The 8,056-nt window shown below is 39.4% G+C and carries 6 protein-coding genes and 1 pseudogene; 4 read left to right on the top strand and 3 right to left on the bottom strand.

Annotation, left to right across the window (positions count from 1 at the left end; translation table 11 throughout):
- Both ACQP6D_RS05785 and hemG read right to left on the bottom strand, forming a co-directional pair.
- Positions 1-1,989 (bottom strand): annotated as a pseudogene (locus ACQP6D_RS05785) (hypothetical protein); the annotation flags it as partial.
- A 542-nt stretch (positions 1,990-2,531) separates the two neighbouring features.
- Positions 2,532-3,056, bottom strand: a complete 525-nt coding sequence (gene hemG / locus ACQP6D_RS05780) for a menaquinone-dependent protoporphyrinogen IX dehydrogenase (RefSeq protein WP_427857667.1) — start codon at positions 3,054-3,056, stop codon at positions 2,532-2,534.
- A 153-nt stretch (positions 3,057-3,209) separates the two neighbouring features.
- Between hemG and ACQP6D_RS05775 the strand changes: the two genes are divergently transcribed.
- Entirely contained in the window at positions 3,210-4,928 is a 1,719-nt protein-coding gene (locus tag ACQP6D_RS05775) for a proline--tRNA ligase (protein ID WP_370470189.1), read from the top strand.
- Positions 4,929-5,110: 182 nt separating this feature from the next.
- Here ACQP6D_RS05775 and nadE read toward each other — a convergent pair whose 3' ends face one another.
- Positions 5,111-5,902 (bottom strand): NAD(+) synthase, encoded by a 792-nt coding sequence (gene nadE, locus ACQP6D_RS05770; RefSeq protein ID WP_267389942.1) that lies wholly within the window; start codon positions 5,900-5,902, stop codon positions 5,111-5,113.
- Between the two features lie 356 nt (positions 5,903-6,258).
- Here nadE and ACQP6D_RS05765 point away from each other — a divergent pair, with 356 nt between their 5' ends.
- The 3 genes from ACQP6D_RS05765 to ubiE all read left to right on the top strand — a co-directional run bounded on the left by ACQP6D_RS05765 (position 6,259) and on the right by ubiE (position 8,036).
- Positions 6,259-6,501 carry a recombinase RecA gene (locus tag ACQP6D_RS05765; protein ID WP_367440628.1) on the top strand — a complete coding sequence of 81 codons (243 nt, stop codon included), beginning with the start codon at positions 6,259-6,261 and terminating at the stop codon, positions 6,499-6,501.
- Between the two features lie 336 nt (positions 6,502-6,837).
- Positions 6,838-7,224 (top strand): DUF971 domain-containing protein, encoded by a 387-nt coding sequence (locus tag ACQP6D_RS05760; protein WP_323811397.1) that lies wholly within the window; start codon positions 6,838-6,840, stop codon positions 7,222-7,224.
- Positions 7,225-7,298: 74 nt separating this feature from the next.
- The gene (gene ubiE / locus ACQP6D_RS05755) at positions 7,299-8,036 is read left to right on the top strand and encodes a bifunctional demethylmenaquinone methyltransferase/2-methoxy-6-polyprenyl-1,4-benzoquinol methylase UbiE (RefSeq protein ID WP_267389944.1); all 738 of its coding nucleotides are present in this window, start codon (positions 7,299-7,301) and stop codon (positions 8,034-8,036) included.
- The last annotated feature ends 20 nt before the right edge of the window (positions 8,037-8,056 follow it).

The following is an 8,056-nucleotide window of genomic DNA, read 5'->3' as shown; positions in this document are numbered from 1 at the left end:
TACGTAGCCATAACCACCTTTAAGGATGTCGTCACCATCACCGCCGTAAAGGGTATCGTTGCCTTCATCACCCATAAGGATATCGTTGCCAGCATTACCATAGATAATATCGTTTCCATCACCTCCATTTATTAAATTATCTACAACGCTACCAAACATTACATCATTATTGTTTGTTCCTGTTATTTTATTGCTATTTGATCCGAAAAAATAACCTGAATTTTTTGCTGCATTTTGATCAACATTCGCAAGCCATTTATCATAAAGATCATGTGCATCTGCATAGTCTAGAAAATTTTTAAGTAGTGTTGACCTTTCATCCCATTGGTTACTTATATCCTTCTGATAAATTAAAAAGTCAGTCAAATCTAAAAAGGCTTTTTCTTGATTCTCCGTAAATACTTGATTAAACATTTTTGATATATTTGTAAAATTCAGAGATAGACCATCTTTATCTATGGAAATACGAATTTCGTTAAGGTAGGGTTGCAGTCGGGTTTGCCCTAATAAACCCATATAAATTGTCTCTGCTAAATTTTTATAGGTATTATCAATAGTCTCAAAAAGCTTTTTCCTTTCTTCGTTACTCAAGGTATAAAAAATGGAAGAAGTTTCTCCTGTAAAAGCATTTAGAATGTTTAATTTATCTTTATAATTTTCAAGCTCTTGATCAAACTGAGCTTTCAAGCCGTGTTCTTCAGAAGGGGTTATTGCAGTTCCTTCAGAGTCAGTTGCACTCCAAACGCCTGTTACCCAGTACTTTTTATTATCATCAAATTTGGGATCTGTTTTTGCCCATTCTAAAATGAGACTATCTAGTAAAGCTAATTGTTCTTGTTTGCTAGTAGCAGCTGAATAATTCTTTAAAATGGATGTTAATTTTGAAGATAAAGCAGCAGCTTCTTGCAAATCACGAACTCGACCTACCCCTTTTAAGTTTGCAAGCTGCTTTTGCTCTTCAGTTAATTCAATATGATCAATATATTCACTATATCGAGGATCATATTCAAAATTTACATCACCCATTTTATTTATGGAACCATCAGTTTTTTCGTAACTTCCGGTTTGCGTAAGCGTATTACCATTGCCTAATGATGAATTTGTATTCTGATGCTCCAAGTATAGTGCTTTTACTCCTACTTGTTCCAAAGTAAAAAGCTCATTTTCCTGAGTTATTCCATCGTGATTTAAGTCTCTCCAAACTCTCAATTTCGAAAAATTTTTATCTTTAGCATCAACTTTTCCATCAAAGTTACTATCAAATTCTTTAAGTGCTTCATATCCATTTTGTGCAAATTTACCATTCCATATTTTGCTACTATCACCAAATAACTCACTACCATTATTTATTATTCCATCTCCGTTTCTATCAAAAACTAAAATTCCATCATCAGATTTTACCCAACCTGTAGCTGTCCTAATGCCATCATTATCATGGTCAAAAAGAGCACCCTCTAACTCATTGGAACCAATCGTTTCTATTCCATCTCCATCCAGATCTAATATAATAGGGTCATATATATGATATTTCCCTTCTCGGTTTATTGATTTCCAATCATCATCTTTTGTAAAGAAATTTTTCCAGTAATCATATACGTCTTTTACTTTAAGTGGTGCTTGCGCACTTTCATAAAAGGAATACCCAATTCCTAAACCGGCAAATAAAATGCCAATGGGTTTTTTTCCTCCCGCAACTGATGCTATACTGAAAAGATCTCCTACTGTTAATTCACCTACTTTCCAGTCATTGTCATATAAATTAATCACTACTTGAGCTAATGCAAATCCATCTGAAGAATACCCAAGCATGCTCGAAGCTTTAGCTGCATCTGCTAATGATGCAGTGGCTGAAGCATAAGAAGAAGTAACACTTACTAATCCTGCTGAGGTTGATAATTTCGATTGATTACCAGTGGCACCTGAATTGGCCTGCCCGGCAACCCCCCCTTTAGCCACTATAGTAGCTGTAGCATCTGTTTTCGTACCCATTTAATAAATTTTCCTTTATTAATTTAATTAAGATAAGTCAAAAAATATCTTAAACAAATAAATATTTACAAGATCTCTATTCCATATTTATTTATTCAAATTTATATTTGAGTTAATATGGATATAAATTAGATAAATATGACATGTTTTAAAGCATGAACTATTACCTAATTTAATGAAATTTATCATTACATTTTAAATATAGCAATATTTTTATTAAAATTAAATAAAATTCAAGTTCATTTTTTAGTTAAGCAAATTTAATTCATAAATAATTTTTTAGATAAATTTCTCTTTTTATCTAAAATAAAATAATATTTCTAATGTCATAAATTTAATATTAAATAAATTTGTACTAAATTAGTAGATATGTTTTTAATATTTTATAATTAACAAATTTTTTAAGCTTTTATATGATATATTTTACATATGCTATTTTGTTTAAATATTAAATAATATATTTTGTTATTTGTTATTTGTTATATTTTAATATTTTAATATTTTAATATTTTAATATTTTAATATTTTAATATTTTAATATTTTAATATTTTAATATTTTTTGGCCAAATTCTCTTACTTTTTTCCAGTCTGTATATTCGATATGCGCATTAAGATTGGTTTCGCCTTTGTTTAATTTCATTACTAAGCGCATCATATATCGATCAATGATGTTGTATCTGGCATAGTGCAATTCTCCGGCGAAAATGCCGATTGTTTGAGGCTGCCAAGGGCTTTTGGCGAAGAATTTGCGCGTATAAGTATGGGTTTGCGGTGTGTTGCGATGTGGTTTGTTGGCCAATATGCTGACGCTGTAAAAGGCACTAGGGATGCTGTTGAGGATGTGCTGATTTTGAATAATCCAGGGTGCCAATGCAGCTGCATAGTGACCATAGCGAATAGAGGCTCCAATAATTATTTTATCATATTCTCCTGACTGGAGAATGGGAGCATCTGCGAGATTTACTATGTCTACTGTAATACCAGCTGCTGTCCACTGCGCTTCCAGTTTCTGGGCTATTTTCTTGGTGTAGCCGAAGCGGCTGCTATAAATGAGCAGATATTTCATAGTGGATATTTGGTGGTTGATTTAGATAAATCATATCACGCCTAATGGATTTTGCTCAGGCTTTTGTTGCTGAAAAATTTATTTTTACTATAAGGGATATGCTTTTTTAGTGGCTGGAGGCTGGTACAATGGCGGCTGTTTTGGGAGATTTTTATGAAAGCCAGTCAGTTTTATATTTCGACTTTGAAAGAAGCTCCGGCAGAAGCGGAGCTGGCCAGCCATAAACTTATGTTGCGGACGGGGATGATTCGTCGTTTAGCCAGTGGTCTGTATACTTGGATGCCAATGGGTTTACGGGTGTTGCGCAAGGTAGAACGTATTGTGCGTGAGGAAATGAATCGCGCCGGTTCGATTGAGCTGCTGATGCCGGTGGTGCAACCTGCGGAGTTATGGCAGGAAAGTGGACGCTGGTCGTTTTATGGTAAGGAATTATTGCGGATTACTGACCGCCATGAACGTGAGTTCTGTCTGGGACCGACCTGTGAAGAAGTGATTACGGATATTGTGCGCAGTGAGATTCGCAGTTATAAGCAGCTGCCACTTAATTTTTATCATATCCAGACTAAATTCCGTGATGAGGTGCGGCCACGTTTCGGGGTAATGCGGGCGCGTGAATTTGTGATGAAAGATGCTTATTCTTTCCATACGACATTTGAATCACTGCAACAATCGTATCAGGATATGTTTAATGCGTATTGCAGGGTGTTTGACCGGCTGGGTCTGGATTATCGACCAGTTGCGGCTGATACAGGCAGTATTGGTGGTACGGGGTCGCATGAATTTCAGGTACTGGCGGAAAGCGGTGAGGATGTAATTGCGTATAGTGATGGGTCTGATTATGCGGCTAATGTTGAGCTGGCTGCTACTTTGCCGCTAAGTGGTGAACGTCATAGTGCTGCTGAAGAGTTGTCTAAGGTGCATACGCCGAATGTGCGCAGTATTGATGAATTAGTGGCTTTTTTGAATGTGCCGGTAGAACAGACGCTGAAGTCGCTGGTGGTTGAGGGCGAAGAAGAGGGTACAGTGGTGCTTTTGCTTGTTCGTGGCGATCATCATCTGAATGAAATTAAGGCTGAGAAGCTGGCCGGTGTGAAAGCACCGTTGACGATGGCATCGGTGGCTGCAATTGAGAAAGCTTTTAATGGTGCCCATGGTGGTTCGTTGGGACCAGTGGGTTTTAATGGTAAGGTCTATGCTGATTTTGCTACGGCAAAAGCAGCTGATTGGGTAATCGGGGCCAATGAGGATGATCATCATTATACCGGATTTAATTTTGGCCGCGATGCGGCAGAACCGGAATTTGTGGATTTACGTGAGGTGATTGCTGGTGACCCGAGCCCGTGTGGTCAGGGTAGTCTGAAGCTGGCTCGAGGTATTGAGGTAGGGCATGTATTTCAGCTGAGAACTAAATACTCAGAGGCGATGCAGGCTACAGTACTGGATCAGAACGGCAAGAATGTTGTGCTGGAGATGGGGTGTTACGGTATCGGTATTACACGGGTAGTAGCGGCTGCTATTGAACAGAATAATGATGAGCGCGGTATTATCTGGACGGAAGCGATGGCGCCGTTTACGGTGGTGATAGTGCCGATGAATTATCGTAAATCTGATACGGTGAAGGCTGCTGCAGATGATTTATACGCACAATTGCAGCAGGCCGGTGTAGATGTGTTGCTGGATGATCGTGATGAACGCTCTGGGGTGCTGCTGCATGATTCAGAACTGATAGGTATCCCGCATCGTGTTGTGATTGGTGACCGCGGTCTGAAAGCCGGCAAGGTGGAGTATCAGGCTCGCAGAGATGCTGAACCAACTGAATTGGATATGAATAATGTGGTGGGATATATCTGTTCTTTGTTGAAGCAAGTTTGAGTTTCAAATGTTAATTCAAAAAGCCAGACATAATTTGTCTGGCTTTTTGAATTCAGGATTGGGATAGTTTTTTTAATTTTTGTTTATGGATAACTGCTGCGAAATGGTCTAATAATTCTGGATGTTTCAGGTACAGAAATACTGTCGACAAAAAACCAGATTAAAAAATCTGGTTTTTTGTATTAACTGAGTAATTCGGGCGGGATGATACATACCGGTATTGGGTTGATTTTGTGCTGCATGGCGCGATGATAGCGATCGTAGATGGCAAAAACTTCGCGCTCGCGACCGCTGAAATCATCTATGGTGTGGTTGGAGTAAACACCCATTGCCCATTCCAGCTCAGGGTAGGTGGCGCCAATTTGTTCTTCATCGGTTTTGTCTGCATCCCACAAGCCGTCTGTGGGCGGGGCGTCGATTATTTTTTGATCGATATTCAGTTCTTTGGCCAGTTCATATACTTGTGTTTTTAGTAAGTCGGCGATAGGGCTGAGGTCTACGCCGCCGTCGCCGTATTTGGTAAAGAAGCCGACGCCGAAATCTTCTACTTTATTGCCGGTACCGACTACGAGTAGACCACGCTCTTGAGCGTAATAGTAAAGGGCAATCATTCGCAGACGGCTGCGGGCATTGGCTAGTGCTAGCTGAGTTTGCTCATCTTTGTTGTCGCCGATGTCAACGGCCATGGTGAATGAATCGAAAGTACGGGTGAGATCGACCCAGTGTTCTTCAATGTTGTTGAAGCGGCTTTTAAGCTGGCGAATGTGTTCCTGCGCGCGCGCTATTTGGTTTACTTTCTGGTGAATGGGCAATTCTAGTACCAGTGTGGGTAGGCCGGTTTGGGCTGCAAGTGTGGAAACCACGGCGGAATCGATACCGCCGGAGACGCCGACGACGAAACCTTTGCATTTTGCCTGAGCGGCGTAGTCGCGTAACCATTTTACGATGTATTCGATGATGGCTTTGGTTTGCATGGTATGCGTCCTCTGGCTATTTTTGATAGGGTTAATATACTTCTTTAAGTAGTGGCTTGCAAAGTGTATGCATAAAATAGTCTGTACGGATTGGGTTGAATAATTTTTAGGGTATTGCCCAAAAGCTCTGTAGTATGAACGATATTTGCTCAAAGATAGATTATGTTGATTTTGATGTCATTAATTTATTTGTTGTTTACTTTTCCCTGAATCTTGGACGGTAGTGTGTTTTATTTATATCAGTTCGGTGGCACCTTTTAAAACGTTTCGAAGCAAAATCAGGGAGTGGAAAAAATTGAACGCAATAATGCAAACGTAACTTAAAATTAATATTTATGTAATTTAAAAGGTTTGATATGGCTTTTTCTGAATCTGAGCGACAGCAATTGCTAGAACTAAAATTTGTGGGTAGCAAAATTGTTGACAGACTCGAGCAAATGCAGCTCGATTCTTTTGATAAATTACGCAAGGTTACTTCAGATGAAATCCTTAACCAAGGGGTATTGTTAACAGGCTCAGTTTGTTGGAAAAATAGTCCTCAAGCTCAAACCGCTATCAATAATATTTTGCATTTAGTGAAACAAAACAATAATGGGTAAATATGGTAATTTAATTGGAGTTTGTCATTTGTTTTTATGATTAGTGCCTAACATCAGCATTTTCTTGGGTATTTTTTAACTAAAAAAAGCCAGTTTTAGTTTGAATTCTACTGATAATGATTGAACTGCTTGGAATTAATTTCATTAAGACATTTAATCATACTTAATTCGTTAAATGAATAAAATGATTTATATTTGTCAAGTACTTGAATTCATTGAATACATTTTTTCTTAATCTGTTCATTATATGTAAATTAGTGATATTACCAATTATGCTAAATGCTTATTGGGTGGGCAGTATAGGGTATATTAGGTTAGAATAGGTATGGTTTCTTAATGTCTTGTGATGGGGATACGGTTTCTATGCAAGAGAAGGTGCCGACAGAAATCCGTTTGTGCCAGAATCGGCAGGTGCTGCGACTGGATTATACTGGACAGACGTTTGAACTGATGGCTGAGTATCTACGTGTATATTCGCCGAGTGCAGAGGTGCGAGGTCATGGTGCGGGTCAAGAGGTATTGCAAACTGGTAAACGCTACGTGACGATAGCCGGTTTACAGCAGGTGGGTAATTATGCTTTGCGTATTGCTTTTTCTGATGGGCATGACACTGGGCTGTATGATTGGGCTTATTTGTATGATTTGGCGATACGTCAGCCTGAGCTTTGGGCTGCTTATGAACAAAAATTATTGCTGGCTGGTGCCAGCCGTGAACCTACCTAATTGAAGCTGCGGCTGAGCTGATGTGGATGGCTGGCTGATTTTATTTGGGCAATGTTTAACTCTGAAAGTGTGGTATGAGCGATCACAAAACTCATTTTGGTTATCAGACTGTTGATGAAGATGAAAAGGCGGGACGTGTTGCCGGTGTATTCCATTCGGTAGCCAAAAACTATGATGTGATGAATGATGTGATGTCTGGTGGTCTGCATCGGGTTTGGAAACATTTTACGATTACCACAGCTCCTTTACGTAAAGGAGATAAGGTGCTTGATATTGCCGGTGGTTCGGGTGATTTGTCGCGTGGTTGGGCCAAAAGGGTAGGGCACAGTGGTGAGGTCTGGCTGACGGATATCAATTCTTCGATGTTGACAGTGGGGCGTGACCGGCTGCTGAATGAGGGAATGGCTTTGCCAGTGGCATTGTGTGATGCAGAAAAGCTGCCGTTTCCGGATAATTATTTTAATTTGGTATCGGTGTCGTTTGGTTTGCGAAATATGACGCACAAGGATGTGGCACTGGCAGAAATGTATCGAGTGTTACAGCCTGGTGGAACGCTGTTGGTGCTCGAATTCTCTCATGTATTTAAGCCGCTTAAGCCGGTATATGATTTGTACTCTTTTAAGATGCTGCCACTGATGGGTAAGTTGATTGCGAAGGACGCAGACAGTTATCAGTATTTGGCTGAATCTATTCGTATGCATCCGGATCAGGAGACATTGAAGCAGATGATGCTGGATGCTGGTTTTGATAGTGTGAGTTACCATAATTTAACGGCAGGGGTGGTGGCTTTGCATAAAGGTGTTAAGTTTTAGTTTGCTGGTTGACACTATCT

The sequence above is a fragment of the Snodgrassella sp. CS2 genome (assembly GCF_050310315.1).
Taxonomy (GTDB): Bacteria; Pseudomonadota; Gammaproteobacteria; order Burkholderiales; family Neisseriaceae; genus Snodgrassella; species Snodgrassella alvi_E.
This window is presented reverse-complemented; position numbering and strand designations above follow the sequence as displayed.

Bases quoted from the DNA above. Each gene is read 5' to 3' on its own strand.
- nadE (WP_267389942.1), bottom strand. From the start codon at position 5,902: ATGCAAACCAAAGCCATCATCGAATACATCGTAAAATGGTTACGCGAC.
- ACQP6D_RS05760 (WP_323811397.1), top strand. From the start codon at position 6,838: ATGTCTTGTGATGGGGATACGGTTTCTATGCAAGAGAAGGTGCCGACA.
- ubiE (WP_267389944.1), top strand. From the start codon at position 7,299: ATGAGCGATCACAAAACTCATTTTGGTTATCAGACTGTTGATGAAGAT.
- ACQP6D_RS05765 (WP_367440628.1), top strand. From the start codon at position 6,259: ATGGCTTTTTCTGAATCTGAGCGACAGCAATTGCTAGAACTAAAATTT.
- hemG (WP_427857667.1), bottom strand. From the start codon at position 3,056: ATGAAATATCTGCTCATTTATAGCAGCCGCTTCGGCTACACCAAGAAA.
- ACQP6D_RS05775 (WP_370470189.1), top strand. From the start codon at position 3,210: ATGAAAGCCAGTCAGTTTTATATTTCGACTTTGAAAGAAGCTCCGGCA.